This window comes from Nocardioides sp. 31GB23 (assembly GCF_040012395.1).
GTDB lineage: Bacteria > Actinomycetota > Actinomycetes > Propionibacteriales > Nocardioidaceae > Nocardioides > Nocardioides salarius.
Window position 1 is genome coordinate 1 of the sequence record NZ_JBDYKJ010000009.1, and the last position, 19,511, is coordinate 19,511.

Below are 19,511 nucleotides of genomic sequence, written 5' to 3' on the forward strand. Positions count from 1 at the left end.
CCTCGCTGCTCGACCAACGACCGCCGTTGGTCGAGCAGTGACGAGCGCCAGCGAGGAGCGTCGCCGAGACCGGGTGACCGACGCGCTCGCCGTACGCCGGGTGGTTGCGGGGTCTCGGCGTCGCTCGAGCCTTCGGCCCTCGCTGCTCGACCCACGAACGCCGTTGGTCGAGCAGTGACGAGCGCCAGCGAGGAGCGTCGCCGAGACCCGGTGAGTGGCGCGCTCGGCGTACGTCGATCGGTTGCGGGGTCTCGGCGTCGCTCGAGCCTTCGGCCCTCGCTGCTCGACCACCGGTCGCGGCACCGGGTGTTCACCTCCCGCTCCGCGCGTCTTCTCGGCGTGTTGCTCCGATCCGGCGGTGGCCGGGCGTACGTTCGGGGCATCGGCGAGTGGGGAAGCTCGCCGCACCTGGAGGCCCGATCGTGAGCACTCACGACTGCACCGCACGGCAGGTTCGCCCCTGGCGTGCGGACGGAGGCGGGCACTCCCGCTGTCGGGTCCCCTCCCGGTCCGAGATCAGGTACTAGGGCCGGGGCGACGAGTGCGCGCCGCGACCCGTGAGGGGTGAACCGTGCCGACCAAGGTCACGTCGCAGCAGCCGCAGTCGCTTCACGCAACACGCACCTACGTCCTCGACACCAGCGTCCTGCTGGCAGACCCGGGGGCGCTCAAGCGCTTCGCGGAGCACGAGGTCGTGCTGCCCGTCGTCGTCATCACCGAGCTCGAGGGCAAGCGTCACCACCCCGAGCTCGGCTACTTCGCCCGGGCCGCGCTGCGCGGTCTCGACGAGCTGCGGGTCAGCCACGGGCGGCTGGACACACCGGTGCCGGTGGGGGAGCTGGGCGGCAGCGTGCGCGTCGAGCTCAACCACACCGACCCGACGGCGCTGCCCTCCGGCTTCCGCCTCGGCGACAACGACACCCGCATCCTCGCGGTGGCCAAGAACCTGGCCGACGAGGGCGCTGACGTCACGCTGGTCTCCAAGGACCTGCCGCTGCGGATCAAGGCCTCCGCGGTCGGCCTCGACGCCCAGGAGTACCGCGGCGAGGCGATCTCGGAGTCCGACACCGGCTACTCGGGCATGGCCGAGATCGACGTGCCGGCCCTCGAGATCGACGCGCTCTACGACGAGGGGGTGATCGACCTCGACGAGGCGCGCGACCTGCCCTGCCACCAGGGCCTGGTGATGCTCTCGGAGCGCGGCACCGCGCTGGGCCGCGTGGGTCCCGACAAGCGGGTGCACCTGGTGCGGGGCGACCGCGAGGCCTTCGGCATCCACGGCCGCTCGGCCGAGCAGCGGGTCGCCCTCGAGCTGCTCCTGGACCCCGAGGTCGGGATCGTGTCGCTGGGCGGGCGCGCCGGCACCGGCAAGTCGGCGATGGCGCTGTGCGCCGGGCTCGAGGCGGTCCTCGAGCGCCGTCAGCACCAGAAGGTCGTCGTGTTCCGGCCGCTCTTCGCCGTCGGCGGGCAGGAGCTGGGCTACCTGCCCGGCTCGGAGTCGGAGAAGATGTCGCCCTGGGGGCAGGCGGTCTTCGACACGCTCGGCGCGATGACCTCGCGCGAGGTGGTCGACGAGATCCTCGACCGGGGGATGCTCGAGGTGCTGCCGCTGACCCACATCCGCGGCCGCTCGCTGCACGACGCCTTCGTCATCGTCGACGAGGCGCAGTCGCTGGAGCGCAACGTGCTGCTGACGGTGCTCTCGCGCATCGGCGCCAACTCCAAGGTGGTGCTGACCCACGACGTGGCGCAGCGCGACAACCTGCGGGTGGGCCGGCACGACGGCGTGGTGGCGGTGATCGACAAGCTCAAGGGCCACCCGCTCTTCGCGCACGTCACCCTGACCCGCTCCGAGCGCTCGCCGATCGCGGCCCTGGTCACCGAGATGCTGGAGAACGTCACGCTCTAGGTCTGAGGCTGGGGCTGCTGTTCCTCCTGGGACCAGGGAGGCCTGTGGGGCGCATCCGCTCGCGATGTGCCCCACCGGCCGACCCGCTCGGTTTGCGTGCGCACCGCGCCTCCTGCACAGTGGCCCGTGATCGTTTCGTGACCTCGTCCTTCCCCCAGCAGGTCACGACGGCGCCCGTCGCTCGCGACGGGCGCCGTGTCCTGTCCCCGAGCATCGCGAGCCATCCCCTGTGTCGAAGAAGCCCAAGTACGTCGGCAAGCACGCCGCCCCCAAGACCCACCGCGCCAGCGCCGCGCCCCGCGTGGCACTGCGCTCCACCGTCGTGATGTCGACGCTGGCGGTCGGGGCGACCGGGGCAGCGGTGACCGGCGGGGTCATGGGGGGCCCGGCCACCACCGCCGGCGCCGAGTCGCCGGCCTCGATCGTGCCGCTGGCCGCCGACGTCGTCTCGGCCTCCGACCGCGAGTCGGCGCTCGAGGGGCGCGACGAGACCGTCGTCTCGCGCACCGACCGGCGCGAGCAGGCCGACCCGGCCAAGAAGGCCGCGCTGGAGACCACCGACGGCCAGGCGATGACGAAGTCCGAGCGGCTCGCCGACGCCGACCCGCGCGAGATCGGCCGGGCGCTGCTCGGCGACTTCGGCTTCTCCGCCGACCAGTTCGGCTGTCTCGACTCCCTGTGGGTCAGCGAGAGCGACTGGGAGGTCGACGCCGACAACCCGACCTCCTCCGCCTACGGCATCCCGCAGGCGCTCACCCAGCTGCACGACCTCCCGGCCGACTACATGACCTCCGCGGAGAGCCAGATCCGCTGGGGCCTGGGCTACATCCAGGACTCCTACGGCAGCCCGTGCAGCGCCTGGTCCTTCAAGCAGGCCAACAACTGGTACTGAGCCGCGCGGCTGCGAGGATGCCCGCGTGAGCGACGTCTTCGAGTGCGAGATCCAGGCCCGGCTGCGCGACATCAACCTCGGCGGCCACGTCGACAACGTCGAGGCGATCCGGATCCTCGACGAGGCCCGCATCCTCTTCCACCACCACGCCGACCTGCAGCCGCCCGCCGGTCGTCGCCCCGGGCTGCTGGGCGCCCGGCCCGACGGCGTCGTCGAGCTGGTCGGCTCGCAGCGCGTCGACTACCACGCCGAGATGCGCTACGTGGCCTTCCAGCCGTTCCTGCTGAGGTTGTGGGTGCAGCGCGTGGGCGGCTCCTCCTTCACCGTCGCCACCGAGATGCGCGTGCAGGCCGACCACGGCCCGGCCCTGGTGGCCGCGACCACGGTGGTGCTGTGGGACCACGCCACGCAGGCCTCGTGGGCGATGAGCGACGACGTGCGCGCGGCCCTGCAGCGCTACGAGGGCGACCCGGTCGCGCTGCGCTGAGCCTCGGAGCCGCGCCGGCGTGAGAGCGTGGCGGGGTGGACGATCAGCTCGCCGACCTTGCCGCGCAGGGGTACGACGTCGCCAACGACCCCCGCCAACGGGCCAGACGGCGGCGCCGGCACCGGCTCGCCCTGGTCGTGGGCGGCCTGCTGGTCCTCGCGCTCGGCCTCGGTGGGGTGGTCGGTCTCGACCGGGTGGACCGCCACCGGGCCGAGGGCGTGCTGCCGGACCTCGCGGCGGCCCTGCAGGCCCGGGTGGAGCAGGGCGACGCCGCCCGCGGCGGGCCGGCGCTGGCCGAGATCGCCGCCACCTTCCTCGAGGACCCGGCGGTCGACCTGCCCGACGTGGGCACCTACCTCCTCGCCGACCCGGCCTCGCGCGAGGAGCCGCTCTCGGCGTGCGTCGAGCTCGAGCCCCGGCTGGGCACGAGCAGCTACTCCTGCGTGCCCCTCGACGAGCCCGACGTCGAGCCCACGAGCCCCGAGGGCGGGATGGCCTTCTTCGTCGTCGGCCCCGAGTAGCCGCTCAGGGGTGCGTCATGCTCTCGACGTCGAGGGCGGCGTCGAGCTGCTCCTCGGTGAGGTCGCCCCGCTCGACGTAGCCCATCTCCAGCACCTGCTCGCGGATGGTGCGGCCCTCGGCCAGCGCCGCCTTGGCGACCTTGGCCGCCTCCTCGTAGCCGATGTGCTTGTTGAGCGGGGTGACCACCGAGGGCGAGGACTCGGCGTAGGTGCGCATCCGCTCGGCGTCGGCGCTGATGCCGTCGACGGTGCGCTCGGCCAGCACCCGCGAGGAGGCGGCCAGCAGCCGCACCGACTCCAGCACGTTGCGGGCGATGACCGGCATCGCGACGTTGAGCTCGAAGGAGCCGCTGGCCCCGGCCGCGGTCACCGCGGCGTCGTTGCCGACCACCTGGAAGCAGACCATCAGCGTCGCCTCGGGCAGCACCGGGTTCACCTTGCCCGGCATGATGCTCGAGCCCGGCTGCAGGTCGGGCAGGTGGATCTCGGCCAGCCCCGTGGTGGGCCCCGAGGCCATCCAGCGCAGGTCGTTGCAGATCTTGGTCAGCCCGACGGCGTACGTCTTGAGCGCGCCGCTCAGCTCGACGAGCGAGTCGCGGGTGCCCTGGGCCTCGAAGTGGTTGCGGGCCTCGGTGAACGGCTGGCCGGTGCGCTCGCCCAGCACCTCGATCACGCGGGCGGCGAAGCCCTCGGGGGTGTTGATGCCGGTGCCGACGGCGGTGCCGCCCAGCGGCAGCTCCCGCACCCGGGGGAGCACCGCCTCCAGCCGCTCCACGGCGTAGCGCACGGTGGCGGCGTACCCGCCCATCTCCTGGCCGAGCATCACCGGGGTGGCGTCCATCAGGTGGGTGCGCCCCGACTTCACCAGGCCGGCGAACTCCTCGGCCTTGGCCTCGAGCGAGCCCGCCAGGGTGTCGAGCGCGGGCAGCAGGTCGTCGACGACGGCCAGCGTCGCGGCGACGTGGATGGCGGTGGGGAAGGTGTCGTTGCTCGACTGGCTGGCGTTGACGTGGTCGTTGGGGTGCACCTCGGTGCCGGCCCGGGCCGCGAGCGAGGCGATCACCTCGTTGGCGTTCATGTTCGACGACGTGCCCGACCCGGTCTGGAAGACGTCGACGGGGAAGGCGTCGTCGTGCTCGCCGGCCGCGACCTGCTGGGCTGCCAGCGTCACGGCCTCGGCCCGGGCGGGCTCCAGGATGCCCAGCTCGCCGTTCACGGTCGCCGCGGCCGCCTTGACCTGGCCGATGGCGTGCACCAGCGCCGGCTCGATCGGGGTGCCGCTGATCGGGAAGTTTTGCACCGCCCGCTGCGTCTGCGCCCGCCACAGGGCGTCGCGGGGCACCTCGACCTCGCCCATGGAGTCGTGCTCGATGCGGACCTCGCGGCCGGCCTGGCTCTCAGCGTGCTCGCTCATGCGGCCACGCTAACGAGTGACGATGGCCGTGCGCCTCACCGCTACGGTGGGCCTGCTCCGACGCGACCACGGGTGAGGAAGGGCCGACGATGACGCAGTGGCTGGAGGACCTCAGCACGCTCCAGGTGCTGCTGCTCGTGGTGGCCGTGCTGGTGGGCGGCTCGGTGCTGGCGGCGCTCCTGGGCGCGCTGCTGGTGCGGATGGGGATGCGGCGGCCGTGGGTGCTGCGGCTGGCCAGCCGGCTGGCCTTCAAGGGCCTCGAGCTGATCAAGCGGCCGCTGACGATCACGGTGCTCGACGAGGTGGCCGCGGTGATGCGCACCGGTCACTACACCAAGAACATCTCCGACGCGCTGATCGAGAACCACGACGAGCTCAAGGCGCTGGTGGCCGAGAAGGTCCGGGAGGACCCCAACGCGCGCCTGGTCTCGCGGCTGCCGGGCTACGACACCATCGTCTCCGAGGTCACCGAGACCACGCTGCGGGTGATGATCGAGATGCTCTCCGACCCGCGCACCGACGAGCTGGTCTCCGACCTGCTGCGCAACAACCTCGAGCAGATCCGGGTCGCGGTGCGCCAGCGCGACCACGAGCAGCTCGAGGGGCACGAGCCGGCCGACCCGGCGCCGCCCGGCGCGCCCCGGCCCACGGTCTAGGCAGCGCGGGCGAGGTAGAGCAGGTACTGCTCGTCGCGGTCCTGCAGCCGCACGTCGTGGCGGCGTACGTCGACCTCGTCGAAGACCGACCGCAGCGCCGACTCGAGGTCGGGCGACTCCGCCGCCGACCAGACCACCAGCGCACCTCCGGGGCGCAGCACGGCCTGCACGGTGCGCAGGAAGGTGCGCTCGTAGAGCCCGGCGTTGCCCTCGTGCACCAGGTAGCCGGGCCCGTTGTCGACATCGAGCAGCACCAGGTCGTAGGTCTGCGGACGGGCCTCGGCCATCGCCACCGCGATGTCGGCCGCGACGACGCTGACGCGCTCGTCGGCCAGCAGGGCGGGGCCGTGCGGCACGGTGCCGTCGCGCATCCAGCCGATCAGGGCCTCCTCGATCTCGACGACCGCGCACCGCTCGACACGGGAGTCGGCCAGCACCTCGTGCATCGTGTAGCCCAGGCCCAGCCCGCCGACGACCACCGCCCGCGGGTCGTCGACCACGGCGAGCGCGGCCGCGGCCAGGGCGCGCTCGCTGGCGACCTCGACGGTGTCCATCACGAAGACGCCGTTGGCGCGCAGCTCGAGCGAGGCCGGGGCGTTCTCGTCGCGGCGCTCGGTGAGCACCAGCTCGCCGCGCTCGGTCTCTGCCCTGGCGATCTCCACGTGGTCCACGCACGCATCCTGCCCGACGCGGCGAGGGGCCCACGCCCGCCGTGGGGGTGAGGTTGGTCCTGGGCCCGCCTGGCTAGCGTCGAGGGGACACCCCACCACGAGGAGGACCTGTGAGCCAGGGCCAGCACGAGCGCGAGCAGGAGCGCAAGCGCGACAAGCAGAGCGACGCCGACGAGACCGGTGAGGCGTCCTCGGGCGGCCAGGTCTCGTCGGTGCAGAACATGGACTCGGCCGGCGAGGAGATCTCCGACGACCAGGCGGTCGCCGGGCAGCCCGACGGTGAGAGCGGCCGCGTCGACGAGGGCCCCACGGGCCCCAACGCCCGCAGCGGCTCCGACGACAACTGAGCCGGGCCGCTACTCGGCGGAGCGGACCCGGATCCCCGAGATCGGGACGGTCACCGCGCCACCGGGGTCGGTGAAGAAGTCGTTGCCCTTGTCGTCGACGACGATGAAGGCGGGGAAGTCCTCGACCTCGATCTTCCAGACGGCCTCCATGCCGAGCTCGGGGTACTCCAGCACCTCGACCGACTTGATGCAGTCCTGGGCCAGGCGGGCGGCGGGGCCACCGATCGAGCCGAGGTAGAAGCCGCCGTGCTCGCCGCACGACTCGGTGACCTGCTTGGAGCGGTTGCCCTTGGCGAGCATCACCATCGAGCCGCCCTCGGCCTGGAAGGACTTCACGTAGGAGTCCATCCGACCGGCGGTGGTCGGCCCGAACGACCCGGAGGCGTAGCCCTCAGGGGTCTTGGCCGGGCCGGCGTAGTAGACCGCGTGGTCCTTGAGGTACTGCGGCATGCCCTCGCCGGCGTCGAGGCGCTCCTGGATCTTGGCGTGCGCGATGTCGCGGGCCACGACCAGCGGCCCGGTCAGGGAGAGGCGGGTCTTGACCGGGTGCTTCGTGAGCTCGGCGAGGATGTCGGGCATCGGCTGGTTGAGGTCGATGCGCACCACGTCGGCCTCGGCCTGCAGGGCCTCGTCGGTGGTCTCGGGCAGGTAGTGCGCGGGGTCCGTCTCGAGCTGCTCGAGGAAGACGCCCTCGGGGGTGATCTTGCCGAGCGCCTGCCGGTCGGCCGAGCAGGAGACGGCGATCGCGACGGGGCACGAGGCGCCGTGGCGCGGCAGCCGCACGACGCGCACGTCGTGGCAGAAGTACTTGCCGCCGAACTGGGCGCCGATGCCGAACGACTGGGTCAGCTCGAAGACCTGCTCCTCCAGCTCGAGGTCGCGGAAGCCGTGGGCGTCCATCGAGCCCTCGGTCGGCAGGTTGTCGAGGTAGTGCGCCGAGGCGTACTTGGCGGTCTTGAGCGCGAACTCCGCGCTGGTGCCGCCGATGACCACGGCCAGGTGGTACGGCGGGCAGGCGGCCGTGCCGAGCGAGCGGATCTTCTCGTCGAGGAAGCTCAGCATCCGCTTCGGGTTGAGGATCGCCTTGGTCTCCTGGAACAGGAACGACTTGTTGGCCGACCCGCCACCCTTGGCCATGAAGAGGAACTTGTACTCGGGCTTCCCCGAGGTCTGGGGCGTGGAGTAGATCTCGATCTGGGCCGGCAGGTTGGTGCCGGTGTTCTTCTCGTCGTACGTCGTCAGCGGCGCGAGCTGCGAGTAGCGCAGGTTGAGCCTGGTGTAGGCCTCGTGGACGCCACGGCTGATCGCCTCGCCGTCGTCGATGCCGGTCAGCACGCCCTCGGACTTCTTGCCCATCACGATCGCGGTGCCGGTGTCCTGGCACATCGGCAGCACGCCGCCGGCGGAGATGTTGACGTTCTTGAGCAGGTCGGTGGCCACGAACCGGTCGTTGCCCGACGCGTCGGGGTCGTCGATGATCTTGCGCAGCTGGGCCAGGTGGGCCGGGCGCAGGTAGTGGGCGATGTCGTGCATCGCCTCGGCGGTCAGGCGCTGGATCGCCTCCGGGCTGACCTTGAGGAAGGTCTGGCCCTCGACGTCGACGGTCGAGACGCCCTCGGTGGTGACCAACCGGTAGGGAGTGTCGTCCTTGCCGGTGGGCAGGAGGTCGGAGTAACGGAACTCGGCTTCGCTCACGAGCGCCCAGGGTACGCCGCGTGCGTCGGCACTACTCTGCGGGCATGGGAGAGATGGAGGAGCGCGCCCCGGACCCGTTGTCGATGCGGGTCTCGCACGCCGACCGGGAGCAGGTGGCCGAGGTGCTGCGTGTGGCGGCGGGCGAGGGCCGGCTCGACCTCGACGAGCTGGAGGAGCGCCTCGACCTCACCTGGGCGGCCAAGACGTACGCCGACCTGGTGCCGATCACGCACGACCTGCAGCCCGCCGTCGAGCCGCGGCCGCACGTGCCCTCGCCCCGCCCGGGCAGCACTCCGCTCCACGTGCCCGAGCACCTGTCGTCCCGTTCGATCATGGGCGAGTGCAAGCGCCAGGGCGTGTGGCGGGTCCCCGCGCAGCACACGGCGTTCGCGCTGATGGGCAGCGTCCTGATCGACCTGCGCGAGGCCGTGCTCGAGAGCCACGAGACGCGCATCCAGGCCAGTGCCGTGATGGGCGAGGTGAAGGTCGTCGTGCCCGCCCACGTGCACGTCGTCGTCGACGGCACGCCGGTGATGGGCGACTACGGCCAGGGCAAGGACAAGGTGCCGGCCGACCTCGGCCCCGACTCGCCCGTCGTGCGGGTGCAGGGCGTCGCGGTGATGGGCTCGGTGCAGGTGCAGCGGCTGCCCCCGCCCGGCACGCCGAAGAAGTACCTCGGCACCTACTGATCCTGGGGCGACCGGCTGCACCACCGCGAGCGTCTCGGAGCTCGCTGCGACCGCGGTGTCACTGCCCGGGGTGCGGCTCTGGTCCCGTAGTCGAACGGGCACAACGCTTCGCCAGACACCCCGGACGCCGGCTCCCCGAAGGGACGCGCGGCGCGACGGGCTGTTGTGCCCGTTCGACTTCGACCTGCTCTAGCCGACTGACGCGGGGTTGACATGCGACTCTGCCGATGCGCGAACGGTCGGTCAGTGCAGGTTGATGCCACACTCGTGGGGTGACTCGGCGACACATCGCGTGGGCTGTCGGCTGCCTGTTCTTGTTGAGCGGTTGCACCGGCGTCGGTTCACCGACGAGGTCCGGCGTGCCGACGCCAGGACCGCTTGCATTCGACACAAGTGAGAGCCACTGCGCCCTCAGGTCGCCTTCTGTCCCACGGGTAGTGACCATGACACCTTGGAACGAGATCTCTCAGACGAGTCCTCTGAGGTCATCAGCCCTGCCTCGCGTCTTGCCCCCGCCTGACGAGATCGTCGCGGGCGCCACCAACTTGCTCGACGACCCGCCAGGGCAAGTAAGGATGGTGGCGTTCTGGGGGAATCCCGGCGTGCAGGAACCTGACGTAGACACCCCTGTCACCTTCCTCGGCGTCGACGACCGATGGAGGACCCTCACGGTCAGAGACCTGGGCGGCGAAACGTGGTACCTCAACGCAGGTCGCGGGACGCTCTCCCCCGACGGATCACGGTGGGTCACGAACTTCGACGATCGCAACGTCGTGGTCGACCTACGAACTGGCAACGTCAGGGACCTCACTCCTGCCCGGATGTCCGGTATCGCCTGGGCGCAGGACAGTTCGGGTGTGGCCCTATGGTCCCCTACAGACCCGGGAATCACGATCTTCGACAAGCGCGGCAGGCAAACGGACCGGGTGCCCGTCGACGTCGGCAAGCGTCGAGTGTTCCTGCTGCCCGAGGGTCACCTCACCCTCGCCGAGAGCGTTGAGGACGAAGTGCCGAGCGTCCGTCTCGTGACCATATCGTCCGACGGTGCAGCATTGCGGACGCAGACGTGCGCGCTACCCCAGGGGTACCGGTCCCGCGACACCGGCGTCAGGACATTCGATGGACGCAGACTGCTGCTGTCCGCTCTCGTCGACCAGCGTCGGTTCGTCTACCGCTTCACCTTGCTGGATATGGCCACTGGCGAAGTGATCGAAGACTTCGAGCATCGCGGTGACGTCCCGCAGATAGCCAACCGGAGTGCACCCGGGGTGTACCCGACTGACATCAGCGGAGGCCCAGACGCCATCTATGGCATCGACCCGCTAACCGGGGACATGACGCCTCTCAGCCGCACCTACCCCTACCGCGACCAAGGGGGGTATGAGAATCACGCTGCATCTCAGTTCGCAACCGACCTCATGTTCACCCGATAGCGCTGACGCAGCGCCTGTAGGCGAGCGGGGGTCCACTTCTGGCCCCCCTCTGTGTGTCGCGTGCCGGGTCTGATGGAGGCTCTGAAGTGACGCGTCGAGGTTCCCCAACGCACGCTCACGCCTTCCTTTGCCGCATAGCTTGCGCCCGCGGCACCCGGTTCTGCCGCCCTGAGGGAGCGTGTAGACGAAGTCCGGCAGAGGGCTGCAGCTCCGGGTTGGTCCATGGTGGCGAGGCTCTGTCCTGGTCGATCCACGGGGCGTCTCCCGGCCGGGACTGCATTGAGTTGCTGGTGCTTGAGTGGGTGCATGCTCGGGATGGCGGTGGTGGAGGAGATGTCGGAGGACGCTGTCCTCGACACTGCTGCCGCGCTGGCGAGCACGGTGCAGCGGGCCGAGGTGGGGTTGTTGCGGGCGGCGTACCGGTGGGCGGTGCTGCACGATCCGGCCCGCACCCTGGACCCGGGGGTGGCGGTGTTGCCGGGGCGGGAGAAGGCCCGGCAGTACGGCGGTGAGGGCACCGCCCCGGTCAGTGAGTTCGCGGCTGCGGAGTTCGGTGCTCGGATCGGGCGCACCACCTACGCGGCGGCGGCTCTGATCGCGGACGCCCAGGACCTGCACCACCGCCACCCCGTGCTGTGGGCCCGGGTGGTGGCCGGGGAGGTGCGGTCCTCCTATGCCCGGTTCGTGGTCACCAAGACCCGTGAGCTGACCGCGCTCGAGGCTGAGTGGGTCGACGCGGAGGTTGCCGAGTCCGCGGACGGGCGGATTCCGTGGACGCGGTTCGAGGCGCTGGTGGTGGGCAAGGTCGCCGCCGCGGCCCCGGAGCTGGCGCGGGAGAAGGAGGAGCGTGCCCGTCGGGCGACGTTCGCGAAGATCGTCGGGAAGCCCGAGCACGGGATGGCCTCGTTCCTGATCCGCGCCCCGATCCCGGTGATCACCCAGCTCGACGCCACCATCGGTGCGCTCGCGGAGCGGCTGCGTGAGCAGCTCCCGGATGATCCGCACGCCGCCGACCCCCTGCGTCAGCCAGAGGGTGAGGAGCAGCCCGACGAGGCGACCACGGTGGTGTGCGCCGACGAGCGGCGGGGGCTGGCGGTGCTGATGCTCGCCCACCCCGACACCGCTCCTGCGGACCTCGACCTGACCACGCTCACACCGCGTGTGGAGGTGGTGGTCCACCTCGACGGCCACGACATCGACAACGGAGTCGTCGCGCCGATAGCGCGGGTGGAGGGCCATGGCCCGGTCACCCGGGAGTGGGTCCGCGAGGTGCTGGGTCCGCACGCGAGGTTCACGATCCGCCCGGTGTTCGACCCACTCGGTCAGGTGCCGGTCGATGCCTACGAGATCCCGGCGCGACATAGGCGGGCCGTGCGAGTGATCTCGCCGGCCGACGTGTTCCCCTACTCCTCCTGCACCACCACCAGCATGCAGGTCGACCACACCGACCCCTGGGCACCCGGGGAGGTCGGTGGGTCGAGCGAGGTCGGGAACTACGGGCCGATGACCACCACCCACCACCGCGCCAAGACCTTCGGACACTGGCGCCTCAAGCAGCCCTACCCGGGCGTGTTCCTGTGGCGCGACCCCCACGGCGCGCTCTACCTCGTCGACCACACCGGCACCCGCCGCATCGACCACGCCGCCTGAGACCGACGGCAAGGGCCTTGACGTCCCCGCCCACCCCCGCGCTAGGTTCGTCTCGTCCACCACGGGAGCTCGCGGCAGCGGGCTGAGAGGGAGCTGAGCCGCTCCGACCGTCGAACCTGATCCGGGTAAAGCCGGCGAAGGAAGCGAGGAGCGATGGTGCTGCCACGTCTGTTCTGCCTGGTCGGCCCTGCCGACGACCTGTCCGTCCTGCCCGAGCTGGCCCGGCTGGGGGTGCGCGGTTTCCAGGTGCGGGCCAAGCACGAGGTCGTGCCCCTCGCCGACCGCGACATCCTCAGCCTCGCGCGCAGCGTGGTCGCGGCGGTGCGCCCGCACGGTGCCACCGTCGTGGTCGACGACCGCGTCGACGTGGCGCTGGCGGCCGGCGCCGACGGGGTGCACCTGGGAGCGCTCGACCTGCCGGTCGCCGACGCGCGCCGTCTGGCGCCCCGCCTGCTGGTCGGGGCGACCTGCCGCGACGCCGACGACGTACGCCGCGCCGCCGACGACGGTGCCGACTACGCCGGCCTCGGCCCGGTCTTCGACACCGTGAGCAAGCCCGGCCTTCCGCCGGCACTGGGCCTCGAGGCGATCACCGCCGCGACCGGCACCCTGCCGCTGCTGGCCATCGGGGGCATCGACGCCGCCCGGGCCCGACAGGCGCGAGCCGCCGGCGCCCACGGGGTCGCCGTCATCGGCGCCCTGTGGCGACAACCCGACCCGCTGCACGCCGCCCGGGAGCTGCTCGACGCCGTCGCGTGAGCCGGGGGAGCACGGCCCGGGTCGAGGTGCTCGGGGCCGGGATCGTGGGCCTGGCGGTCGCCGACGAGCTGCTGCGGCGTGGCCACGACGTACGCGTCGTCGACCCCGCGCCTGCCCGAGGCGCCTCCTGGGCCGCCGCCGGGATGCTGAGCCCCGCCGCCGAGGTCTCGCACGACGAGCCGGCGCTGCTCGGCCTCGGGCGCCGCAGCCAGGCGCTGTGGCCGGGCTGGGCCGCGCGGCTGGGGTTGGCGACCTCGTCGACCGGCACGCTCCTGGTCGGCCGCGACGCCGCCGACCTGCAGGAGGTCGACCGCCAGGCCGCGCTCGTGCGCCGGCTCGGTGGCCGCGTCGAGGAGCTCGACTCCCGCGGGGTGCGTGACCTCGAGCCCGGTCTGGCCGGACGGGTGCTGGGCGGCGCCCTGCTGCCCGACGACCACAGCATCGACCCCCGCCTGGTCCTGGCCGCGCTGCTCGAGCGGGTGCCCGTGCAGCCCGAGCCCGGGCCGCCCGGCTGGGCCGAGGTCACGGTGCTCGCCACCGGCTCGACCCCGCCGGCGGCGTACGTCGACAGGGCCGGCCTGCCGCCCGGGCTGGTGCGCGGAGTGCGCGGCGAGGTGCTGCGCGCGCGCACCGACGACCCGCCCGGACGCACGGTGCGCGGCTGGGCGCGAGGCCGCGCCGTCTACGTGGTGCCCCGGGCGGGCGGCGAGGTCGTCGTGGGCGCCACCAGCGAGGAGCACGACGCCCCGCCGGTGGTCACCCTCGGCGGGCTGCACGCCCTGCTCGAGGCCGCCCGCGAGCTGCTGCCCGGCTTCGACCGCGCCGAGCTGGTCGAGGCGCTCGCCCGCGACCGGCCGGGCACCGTCGACGGGCTGCCCCTCGTCGGGCCCACCCGCGACCCCGCGCTGGTCATGGCCACCGGCCACTTCCGCCACGGCGTGCTGCTGGCGCCGCTGACCGCCGAGCTGGTCGCCGACCACCTCGACACCGGCCGGGTCGACCCGGCCACCGACCCCCGACGACTCCTGGAGAACCGATGAGACCCACCGAGCAGATCCTGCTCAACGGGCGGCCGGCGCCGCTCGTCGAGACGGTGCGCGACCTCGTGCCCGACCCCGACGGCCGCGCGGTTGCCGTCAACGGCGACGTGGTGCCGCGCGCCGAGCACGCCTCGCGCCGGCTGCGCGCCGGCGACGTCGTCGACGTGGTGACGGCGGTGCAGGGCGGATGAGCGACGTGACGGCAAGCGGGCTGCCCGCCCTGCGGGTGGCGGGGGAGGAGCTCCCCTCGCGCCTCTTCCTGGGCACCGGCGGGCTGCCGCACCTGTCCCTCCTGCCCGCCGTCCTCGAGGCCGCCGACCCGGCGCTGGTGACGGTCTCGGTGCGCCGCACCTCGAGCACCGGGGCCGGCGGGCTCCTCGACCTGCTGCGGACCGCGGGCGTGCGGCTGCTGCCCAACACCGCCGGCTGCACCTCGGCGCGCGAGGCGGTGCTGACCGCCCGCCTGGCCCGCGAGGCCCTCGGTACGTCGTGGGTCAAGCTCGAGGTGATCGGTGACGAGACCAGCCTGATGCCCGACGTCGTCGAGCTCCTCGACGCGGCCGCGACGCTGGTGCGCGACGGCTTCACCGTGCTGCCCTACACGACCGCCGACCCGGTGCTCGCGCGTCGGCTTGAGGACGTCGGGTGCGCCGCGGTGATGCCGCTGGGCTCGCCGATCGGCTCCGGGCTGGGCGTCCTCGACCCGTACGCCGTCGAGGCCGTCGTCGCTGCCGTCGACGTGCCCGTCGTCCTCGACGCCGGGGTCGGCACCGCCAGCGACGCCGCCCTGGCGATCGAGCTGGGTTGCGCGGCGGTGCTCGCCGCGAGCGCGGTCACCCGGGCCGAGGACCCGGTGGCGATGGCCGGCGCGCTGGCCCACGCGGTCGAGGCGGGCGCGCTGGCGCGCGCCGCGGGGCGGATCCCGCGCCGGGCCGTGGCCCGCGCCTCGAGCCCGACCGCCGGGAGGATCGCGTGAACGCCCCGCCGCCGCCGTTGCCCCGGTTGCTGCTGCTCACCGACCGGGCCCAGCTCGCCAAGGGCCGCGGCCTCAGCGCCACGGTCGCCGAGTGCGCGGCCGCCGGCCTCGGGGCAGTGCTGGTGCGTGAGCACGACCTCGCACCCGGCGCCCATGCCGCGCTGGTCGAGACGCTGCTGGCGGTGCCGGGGCTCACGGTGCTCACCTCCCGCCGCCCCCATCCCGAGGCCCACGGGCTGCACCTGGCCGCCCACCAGCCCGCGCCGACGACCGGGCGCTTCGGACGCTCCTGCCACGACGCGGGCGAGCTGGCCCGGGCCGGGGCCGAGGGGGCGGCCTGGGCCACCCTCTCGCCGTACGCCGCCAGCGCGAGCAAGCCCGGCCACGGACCGCCGGTCGACCCGGGGCTCGCGCGGCTGCCCGGCGCGCCGCCCGTCTGGGCGCTCGGCGGCATCGACGCCACGAACGCCGCCGACGCGCTGCGCCACGGCGCCGCGGGGGTGGCGGTGATGGGCGCGGTGATGCGCGCCCGTGAGCCGGCCGCCGTGGTCGCCGACCTGCTGGCGACCCTCGACCAGGAGGACCAGCGATGACAGCCGCCCACGCCACCCCGCCGGTGGTGCTCAGCGTCGCCGGCACCGACTCGGGCGGCGCGGCCGGCACCGCGGCCGACCTGACCACGTTCGCCGCTCTCGGCACCCACGGGGCCTGCGTCGTCACGGCGGTGACCGCCCAGGACACCACGGGGGTGCGCGACGTGCACCCTGTGCCCCTGACCAGCGTCGCGGCCCAGCTCGACGCGGTGCTCGAGGACCTGCCGGTGGCCGCCGCCAAGACCGGCATGCTCGGCAGCGCCGCCGTGGTCCGCCTCGTCGCCGAGCGGCTCGGCGGCCATCGACTGGTCGTCGACCCCGTGCTGGTGGCCACCAGCGGGGCGGTGCTCGGCGGCGCCGACGTGGCCCGCGCCTACGTCGAGCACCTGCTGCCGGTGGCCACCGTGGCCACCCCCAACGCCGAGGAGGCCGCCGCCCTGCTCGGGCGCGACGGGCCGCCGGGAGACCTCGCGGCCGCGCTGGCCGACCTCGGCTGCGCCGTCGTGGTGACCGGCGGACCCGACGCCGACACCGCGGGGGAGACCTGCACCGACTGGCTCGCGCTGCCGGGCCGGGCCGCCCGCGCCCTGCGGCACCCCGCGCTGGCCACCACCAACGACCACGGCACGGGGTGCACGTTCAGCGCCGCCCTGGCCGCGGGCCTGGCCCACGGCCCCGACCATCCCGGCGACCTCGAGGCCGCGGTCGCCCGGGCCGGTGCCCACACCGTCGCCGCGCTGCACCGCAGCCGGCGCTGGCAGCTGGGCCGCGGTCGCGGCCCAGTCGCCCACACGTTCCCCGAGCCGATCCCAACCCCCTGATGAGGAGTCACCCGATGACCCAGCAGTCCGTCCACCCCGCCCACTCCCGCGTGCTCGTCGACCACGACGGCGTGCAGGTCCCGGTCACCCGGGTCGCCCTGACCAACGGCGAGAGCTTCGACCGCTACTGCACCACCGGCCCGGGCAGCGACCCCGCGGTCGGGCTCCCCGCCCTGCGCGAGCCGTGGGTCGAGGCGCGCGGCGACTCCGCGGCGTACGACGGCAGGAGCGCCGACCCGCTCGACGACGGGCGCGGCGCGGCCCGGCGCGGCGGCACCCGCCAGGCCTGGACCGGCCCCCGCCGCGCCCCCCGGCGCGCCACCGGCGCCGCGGTCACCCAGATGGCCTACGCCCGCCGCGGCGTGGTGACCGAGGAGATGCGCTACGCCGCCGCGCGGGAGGGCTGCGACGTCGAGCTGGTGCGCAGCGAGGTGGCCGCCGGCCGCGCGATCATCCCCGCCAACCTCAACCACCCCGAGGCCGAGCCGATGGTCATCGGCAGGCGGTTCCTGGTGAAGATCAACGCCAACATCGGCAACAGCGCCGTCACCTCGAGCATCGACGAGGAGGTCGAGAAGCTGACCTGGGCCACGACCTGGGGCGCCGACACCGTCATGGACCTGTCCACCGGCGACGACATCCACACCACGCGCGAGTGGATCCTGCGCAACTCGGCGGTGCCGATCGGCACGGTGCCGATCTACCAGGCGCTCGAGAAGGTCGACGGCGAGGCCGACCGGCTCACCTGGGAGGTCTACCGCGACACGGTCGTCGAGCAGGCCGAGCAGGGCGTCGACTACATGACGGTGCACGCCGGGGTGCTGCTGCGCCACGTGCCGCTGACCGTCGACCGGGTCACCGGCATCGTCTCGCGCGGCGGGTCGATCATGGCCGGCTGGTGCCTGGCCCACCACGAGGAGAACTTCCTCTACACCCACTTCGACGAGCTCTGCGAGATCTTCGCGGCCTACGACGTCGCGTTCAGCCTGGGCGACGGCCTGCGCCCGGGCAGCGTGGCCGACGCCAACGACGAGGCCCAGCTCGCCGAGCTGCGCACCCTGGGCGAGCTGACCCTGCGGGCCTGGGAGCACGACGTGCAGGTGATGGTGGAGGGGCCCGGGCACGTGCCGCTGCACCTGGTGGAGGAGAACGTGGCCCTGCAGCAGGACTGGTGCCACGGCGCGCCGTTCTACACGCTGGGCCCGCTGGCCACCGACGTCGCGCCCGGCTACGACCACATCACCAGCGCCATCGGGGCTGCGGCGATCGCGATGCACGGCACCGCGATGCTCTGCTACGTCACGCCCAAGGAGCACCTGGGCCTGCCCGACCGCGACGACGTCAAGACCGGGGTGATCACCTACAAGCTCGCCGCGCACGCCGCCGACGTGGCCAAGGGGCACCCGGGGGCCCGGGCCTGGGACGACGCGCTGTCGCGGGCCCGCTTCGAGTTCCGCTGGCACGACCAGTTCGCGCTCTCCCTCGACCCGCCCACCGCGCAGTCGATGCACGACGAGACGCTGCCGGCCGAGGCGGCCAAGACCGCGCACTTCTGCTCGATGTGCGGCCCGAAGTTCTGCTCGATGCGGATCAGCCAGGACGTGCGCGAGCGCTTCCGGGAGAAGTCGCGCGAGTTCGTCGAGCTCGGCGCGTCGGTGTACGTCGACCCGTCGGCCGCGGCGACACCCGTGCGGTAGTGCCCGGTCGGGCAGGCGCACCCCCTGGGCCTGCCCGACCGGCCCTGTGGGCCTGCCCGGGTGGGGGAGCTGTGGGCAACCGGGGCGGCGACGGCCTAGAGTGATCCGAGTCACTTCACGACGGATCGTCCGGCACGTACCTGCCGGTGAAGGAACGAGGAGAACGAAATCATGGCAACTGTGTCATTCCAGAAGGCGCAGCGCTGGTATCCCGGCGCTGACAGCCCCGCCGTCCCGGGCATCGACCTGGACATCAAGGACGGCGAGTTCATGGTCCTGGTCGGCCCGTCCGGCTGCGGCAAGTCCACGACCCTGCGGATGCTCGCCGGGCTCGAGGAGGTCAACGAGGGCCAGATCTACATCGGCGACCGCGACATCACGCACCTGCCGCCCAAGGACCGCGACATCGCGATGGTCTTCCAGAACTACGCGCTCTACCCGCACATGAGCGTCGCCGAGAACATGGGCTTCTCCCTCAAGATGGCCAAGGTGCCCACCGACGAGCGGACCAAGCGCGTCGAGGAGGCCGCGGCGATGCTCGGGCTCACCGAGTTCCTCGAGCGCAAGCCCAAGGCGCTCTCGGGCGGTCAGCGCCAGCGCGTGGCCATGGGCCGCGCGATCGTGCGCCAGCCGCAGGTCTTCTGCATGGACGAGCCGCTGTCGAACCTCGACGCCAAGATGCGTGTGCAGACCCGCACCGACATCGCCAAGCTGCAGTCCGACCTGGGCATCACCACCGTCTACGTCACCCACGACCAGGTCGAGGCGATGACGATGGGCGACCGCGTCGCGGTGATGAAGCTCGGCGAGCTGCAGCAGGTCGCGACCCCGCTGGAGCTCTACGACAAGCCCGCCAACCTGTTCGTGGCCGGGTTCATCGGCTCCCCGCAGATGAACCTGATGGAGGCCGTGGCCGAGAACGGCCGGGCCAACATCGGCGGCTACGAGGTGCCCGTCGACCCGGCGGCCGAGCGCAAGATGGAGGGCGCGATCACCGTCGGCGTACGCCCCGAGGCGTGGCGCGTGGTGGGCCCCGGCGAGGGCCTGCCGATCAAGGTGACGGTCGTCGAGGAGCTCGGCGCCGACAACTACATCTACGGCACCTCCGACGTGGAGGGCGTGCCCAGCACGATCATCGTGCGGGTCCACGGCCGTGACCACGCACGCAAGGGCGAGGTCATGCACGTGACCACCGACCCGCACAACGTGCACGTCTTCGACACGAAGTCGGGAGCGCGCCTCAGCGACTGAGCCGCACCCC

Annotated in this window: 20 protein-coding genes and 1 riboswitch; of the genes, 17 read left to right on the top strand and 3 right to left on the bottom strand. The window is 72.8% G+C overall.

What is annotated here, in order from left to right:
- The first annotated feature begins 571 nt into the window (after positions 1-571).
- From ABKW28_RS04135 to ABKW28_RS04150, 4 genes are all read left to right on the top strand, one after another.
- Entirely contained in the window at positions 572-1,909 is a 1,338-nt protein-coding gene (locus ABKW28_RS04135) for a PhoH family protein (RefSeq protein WP_193668996.1), read from the top strand.
- Positions 1,910-2,138: 229 nt separating this feature from the next.
- Positions 2,139-2,801, top strand: a complete 663-nt coding sequence (locus ABKW28_RS04140; RefSeq protein ID WP_193668997.1) for a lytic transglycosylase domain-containing protein — start codon at positions 2,139-2,141, stop codon at positions 2,799-2,801.
- A gap of 25 nt (positions 2,802-2,826) precedes the next feature.
- On the top strand, positions 2,827-3,288 hold the full coding sequence (locus tag ABKW28_RS04145) for a thioesterase family protein (RefSeq protein ID WP_348606554.1): 462 nt from the start codon (positions 2,827-2,829) through the stop codon (positions 3,286-3,288).
- Positions 3,289-3,323: 35 nt separating this feature from the next.
- Positions 3,324-3,809: a hypothetical protein gene (locus tag ABKW28_RS04150; protein WP_348606556.1), complete on the top strand. Its 486-nt coding sequence runs from the start codon at positions 3,324-3,326 to the stop codon at positions 3,807-3,809.
- A gap of 4 nt (positions 3,810-3,813) precedes the next feature.
- On the opposite strand, the gene ABKW28_RS04155 is transcribed toward ABKW28_RS04150, so the two are convergent.
- Positions 3,814-5,223 (bottom strand): class II fumarate hydratase, encoded by a 1,410-nt coding sequence (locus tag ABKW28_RS04155; RefSeq protein WP_348606558.1) that lies wholly within the window; start codon positions 5,221-5,223, stop codon positions 3,814-3,816.
- Positions 5,224-5,312: 89 nt separating this feature from the next.
- Between ABKW28_RS04155 and ABKW28_RS04160 the strand changes: the two genes are divergently transcribed.
- Complete coding sequence (locus ABKW28_RS04160; RefSeq protein WP_348606560.1) at positions 5,313-5,879, top strand: hypothetical protein; 567 nt, start codon at positions 5,313-5,315, stop codon at positions 5,877-5,879.
- On the opposite strand, the gene ABKW28_RS04165 is transcribed toward ABKW28_RS04160, so the two are convergent.
- On the bottom strand, positions 5,876-6,550 hold the full coding sequence (locus ABKW28_RS04165; RefSeq protein ID WP_193669002.1) for a hypothetical protein: 675 nt from the start codon (positions 6,548-6,550) through the stop codon (positions 5,876-5,878). The two genes, ABKW28_RS04160 and ABKW28_RS04165, sit on opposite strands and share 4 nt — an antisense overlap.
- A gap of 110 nt (positions 6,551-6,660) precedes the next feature.
- Between ABKW28_RS04165 and ABKW28_RS04170 the strand changes: the two genes are divergently transcribed.
- Positions 6,661-6,897 (top strand): hypothetical protein, encoded by a 237-nt coding sequence (locus tag ABKW28_RS04170; RefSeq protein WP_341229126.1) that lies wholly within the window; start codon positions 6,661-6,663, stop codon positions 6,895-6,897.
- Positions 6,898-6,906: 9 nt separating this feature from the next.
- Here ABKW28_RS04170 and ABKW28_RS04175 read toward each other — a convergent pair whose 3' ends face one another.
- Positions 6,907-8,592, bottom strand: a complete 1,686-nt coding sequence (locus tag ABKW28_RS04175; RefSeq protein ID WP_348606562.1) for a fumarate hydratase — start codon at positions 8,590-8,592, stop codon at positions 6,907-6,909.
- Between the two features lie 44 nt (positions 8,593-8,636).
- On the opposite strand from ABKW28_RS04175, the gene ABKW28_RS04180 reads away from it, so the two are divergent.
- From ABKW28_RS04180 to ugpC, 11 genes are all read left to right on the top strand, one after another.
- Complete coding sequence (locus tag ABKW28_RS04180; RefSeq protein ID WP_348606564.1) at positions 8,637-9,281, top strand: DUF1707 domain-containing protein; 645 nt, start codon at positions 8,637-8,639, stop codon at positions 9,279-9,281.
- Positions 9,282-9,787: 506 nt separating this feature from the next.
- A complete protein-coding gene (locus tag ABKW28_RS04185; protein ID WP_348606566.1) occupies positions 9,788-10,714 on the top strand; it encodes a hypothetical protein in 927 nt (308 codons plus the stop codon).
- A 306-nt stretch (positions 10,715-11,020) separates the two neighbouring features.
- Positions 11,021-12,364 carry an HNH endonuclease signature motif containing protein gene (locus ABKW28_RS04190; RefSeq protein WP_348606568.1) on the top strand — a complete coding sequence of 448 codons (1,344 nt, stop codon included), beginning with the start codon at positions 11,021-11,023 and terminating at the stop codon, positions 12,362-12,364.
- A gap of 51 nt (positions 12,365-12,415) precedes the next feature.
- Positions 12,416-12,525: riboswitch (TPP riboswitch) on the top strand.
- Positions 12,526-12,562: 37 nt separating this feature from the next.
- The gene (locus ABKW28_RS04195) at positions 12,563-13,123 is read left to right on the top strand and encodes a thiamine phosphate synthase (RefSeq protein ID WP_348606689.1); all 561 of its coding nucleotides are present in this window, start codon (positions 12,563-12,565) and stop codon (positions 13,121-13,123) included.
- The gene (gene thiO, locus ABKW28_RS04200) at positions 13,120-14,163 is read left to right on the top strand and encodes a glycine oxidase ThiO (protein ID WP_348606570.1); all 1,044 of its coding nucleotides are present in this window, start codon (positions 13,120-13,122) and stop codon (positions 14,161-14,163) included. The genes ABKW28_RS04195 and thiO overlap by 4 nt, the downstream gene beginning before the upstream one ends.
- Positions 14,160-14,354, top strand: a complete 195-nt coding sequence (thiS, locus tag ABKW28_RS04205) for a sulfur carrier protein ThiS (protein ID WP_193669007.1) — start codon at positions 14,160-14,162, stop codon at positions 14,352-14,354. Before thiO ends, thiS begins: the two co-directional genes overlap by 4 nt.
- Positions 14,351-15,139: a thiazole synthase gene (locus tag ABKW28_RS04210; RefSeq protein WP_348606572.1), complete on the top strand. Its 789-nt coding sequence runs from the start codon at positions 14,351-14,353 to the stop codon at positions 15,137-15,139. Before thiS ends, ABKW28_RS04210 begins: the two co-directional genes overlap by 4 nt.
- Complete coding sequence (locus tag ABKW28_RS04215; RefSeq protein WP_348606574.1) at positions 15,136-15,732, top strand: thiamine phosphate synthase; 597 nt, start codon at positions 15,136-15,138, stop codon at positions 15,730-15,732. Before ABKW28_RS04210 ends, ABKW28_RS04215 begins: the two co-directional genes overlap by 4 nt.
- Positions 15,729-16,553 (top strand): bifunctional hydroxymethylpyrimidine kinase/phosphomethylpyrimidine kinase, encoded by an 825-nt coding sequence (thiD, locus tag ABKW28_RS04220; RefSeq protein ID WP_348606576.1) that lies wholly within the window; start codon positions 15,729-15,731, stop codon positions 16,551-16,553. Before ABKW28_RS04215 ends, thiD begins: the two co-directional genes overlap by 4 nt.
- A gap of 14 nt (positions 16,554-16,567) precedes the next feature.
- Positions 16,568-18,250: a phosphomethylpyrimidine synthase ThiC gene (gene thiC, locus ABKW28_RS04225; RefSeq protein ID WP_348606578.1), complete on the top strand. Its 1,683-nt coding sequence runs from the start codon at positions 16,568-16,570 to the stop codon at positions 18,248-18,250.
- Between the two features lie 171 nt (positions 18,251-18,421).
- A complete protein-coding gene (ugpC, locus tag ABKW28_RS04230) occupies positions 18,422-19,501 on the top strand; it encodes a sn-glycerol-3-phosphate ABC transporter ATP-binding protein UgpC (protein WP_193669012.1) in 1,080 nt (359 codons plus the stop codon).
- Positions 19,502-19,511 lie beyond the last annotated feature (10 nt).

Bases quoted from the DNA above. Each gene is read 5' to 3' on its own strand.
- ABKW28_RS04155 (WP_348606558.1), bottom strand. From the start codon at position 5,223: ATGAGCGAGCACGCTGAGAGCCAGGCCGGCCGCGAGGTCCGCATCGAG.
- ABKW28_RS04160 (WP_348606560.1), top strand. From the start codon at position 5,313: ATGACGCAGTGGCTGGAGGACCTCAGCACGCTCCAGGTGCTGCTGCTC.
- ABKW28_RS04180 (WP_348606564.1), top strand. From the start codon at position 8,637: ATGGGAGAGATGGAGGAGCGCGCCCCGGACCCGTTGTCGATGCGGGTC.
- ABKW28_RS04190 (WP_348606568.1), top strand. From the start codon at position 11,021: ATGCTCGGGATGGCGGTGGTGGAGGAGATGTCGGAGGACGCTGTCCTC.
- thiS (WP_193669007.1), top strand. From the start codon at position 14,160: ATGAGACCCACCGAGCAGATCCTGCTCAACGGGCGGCCGGCGCCGCTC.
- ABKW28_RS04210 (WP_348606572.1), top strand. From the start codon at position 14,351: ATGAGCGACGTGACGGCAAGCGGGCTGCCCGCCCTGCGGGTGGCGGGG.
- thiD (WP_348606576.1), top strand. From the start codon at position 15,729: ATGACAGCCGCCCACGCCACCCCGCCGGTGGTGCTCAGCGTCGCCGGC.
- thiC (WP_348606578.1), top strand. From the start codon at position 16,568: ATGACCCAGCAGTCCGTCCACCCCGCCCACTCCCGCGTGCTCGTCGAC.
- ugpC (WP_193669012.1), top strand. From the start codon at position 18,422: ATGGCAACTGTGTCATTCCAGAAGGCGCAGCGCTGGTATCCCGGCGCT.